The sequence below is a fragment of the Ruegeria sp. genome, assembly GCF_028066395.1.
In the GTDB taxonomy this organism is placed as follows: domain Bacteria; phylum Pseudomonadota; class Alphaproteobacteria; order Rhodobacterales; family Rhodobacteraceae; genus Ruegeria.
The window spans coordinates 1-1839 of sequence record NZ_JALCBM010000115.1 but is presented as its reverse complement, the minus strand read 5'-3'; the positions used below and the strand labels follow the sequence as shown (position 1 = coordinate 1839).

The window sequence follows — 1839 nt, the reverse complement described above, 5'->3', positions numbered from 1 at the left end:
GATATCAGAGTCATCAGAACAGCCGTTGTTGAATATTGTTGAACAAGCTTTGATAAGGCCCCCCTTTAGCCGGATTGGACCCATAGAATCCAAGGAGAGAAAACGGATAATCAAGAGCTCTCTTGTTTATGGATTTTATGAGAAAACTGTCGATCGTGAATCGGCCTACGAGATGCTAAAAAAGCGAGCAAAGCAAGCCCCTAAAGAAACTCCCAAAGCAAAGAAAAAACGAGGTAGGCCTCGTCAAGGAATTGTTGAAACAATGGCAAAAAGTGCGGCTCGAACCGTGGGAAGACAGATTGGCAACAAACTAATAAGAGGTATCCTAGGATCCATCTTGAAATAATCAATCCAGGTCTATTTTGGGTCAATCATTTTAACTAATATCAGGGAGTTAAATAAAGATTTTAAACCACGATATCAAAAAGTGGGGATAAAGATTCAATATCTAATATCAGACTTTAAGATGTGGGGAATACTTCCAATAGACGGTTCAAACAAGCTTAGATACAAAATCGAAATACTATACTATAATCACTAATATTTTTATTACTCAGATACACTAAAAATGAACAGTTAGTTCATCGGAAGTTCACCGGAATATTTGTACTACTAAAAGATTGTAAAAGATAGACCTAATTCCCACTTTAAGTATTACATATAACTAACTGTAATTCTTACATATATTATTTCTGAGAAAATAGAGTTTTTACAGCACTTCACAACAATCATTCTAAGCTGCTGTAATTATTGGATAATATTGAAAATGAAAGTTAACATAATTGAACATTATCGGACGTAGATTTTTAGCGTCTAATTGAGCTATTAAGCTGCTCCTTTGCCTAAATAGGGTTTTAATTTGGGTGAAAAATTTCTCTTTATAAGTGTCTGTTTTATGCTCCATTCTTCTGAGTTATCAAACTCTGAAAGAAGCCTGATTTGCTCTCCTTCTTTGTAGGCAGCGGGCACCCCGTCTCTATACAAAACTCTATTTTTATAATGAGAAGAAATCTTTTTTCCGGGTGTAATTATTCCCATCAAATTAAGCGGGTCTGAAGCACTCAAAGAGACAAGGCGGCCTGTAGTTTTTTTTCTCCTCATATCCCTAAGCGAAGCCACTGCTTCGGGTAGCGCAAATTGCTCCCCGGTCACACCTTCAACAAACCTTCCTCCCCTAACCTCTCCTCTGAGCTCAAGCAACCTGAGCGCTCTCACAAGGTCTCTCCAAGGTGGTGAAAAACTCTCACGTTCGAGTAACTTTCTAAACACTACACCGTATCTATTTAAAAAAATACGAGCGAGTGCTCGCATTTCTTCGGATAAATTTTTGCTCTCTTCTTCTTGCTCTTCTGATTTTTTTATGAGCGACCACCTGCCTGCGCCTTCCATGTTGAAGCTAATTCTTTTTCTTCTTTGACCTCTTTGTGTTTTATATTTTGATCTGACAAGAAGAGCTCTCAAACCTGTGTAGCTGTCAGAGGTGATCAGACCTTTTGCAACAAGTTCGGCTAAAGCAATTTCTGTTTCTGCCTTGAGACATTTTGATCCGGAAATAATTTCCTCAAAAAACGACGCTCCTTTTGAAGAGATAAAATCAAAAACTTTTTTTGCGTTGTTTGATAAATCTTCAAAATTATTTTCTGGAGCACTGACGATATTTTTCCATATATCTAAATTAGTTCTTTTCACAATTGTGATCGGCGTTGTTTTTATCGGAGAAGATTTTTTGCTTCCATTATTTTTTGGAACTCTAAATCTTCCCCAGGCAGTTGAACCCGAAAGACACAAAGTGTCCATCCAAGTGTGATCATAATTTTTCAATCGGGATGAAAAAATATA

General features: G+C 37.1%; 2 protein-coding genes. One reads left to right on the top strand and one right to left on the bottom strand.

Going from position 1 to position 1839, the window contains the following annotated elements; genetic code table 11:
- Positions 1 to 346 (top strand): helicase HerA-like domain-containing protein (locus tag MPJ51_RS21190; RefSeq protein ID WP_298390955.1); only part of this gene is annotated, 346 nt, incomplete at its 5' end.
- A gap of 479 nt (positions 347 to 825) precedes the next feature.
- Here the strand turns inward: MPJ51_RS21190 and MPJ51_RS21185 are convergent.
- The coding region (locus MPJ51_RS21185; protein WP_298390953.1) for a hypothetical protein at positions 826 to 1839 on the bottom strand (1014 nt) is incomplete at its 5' end.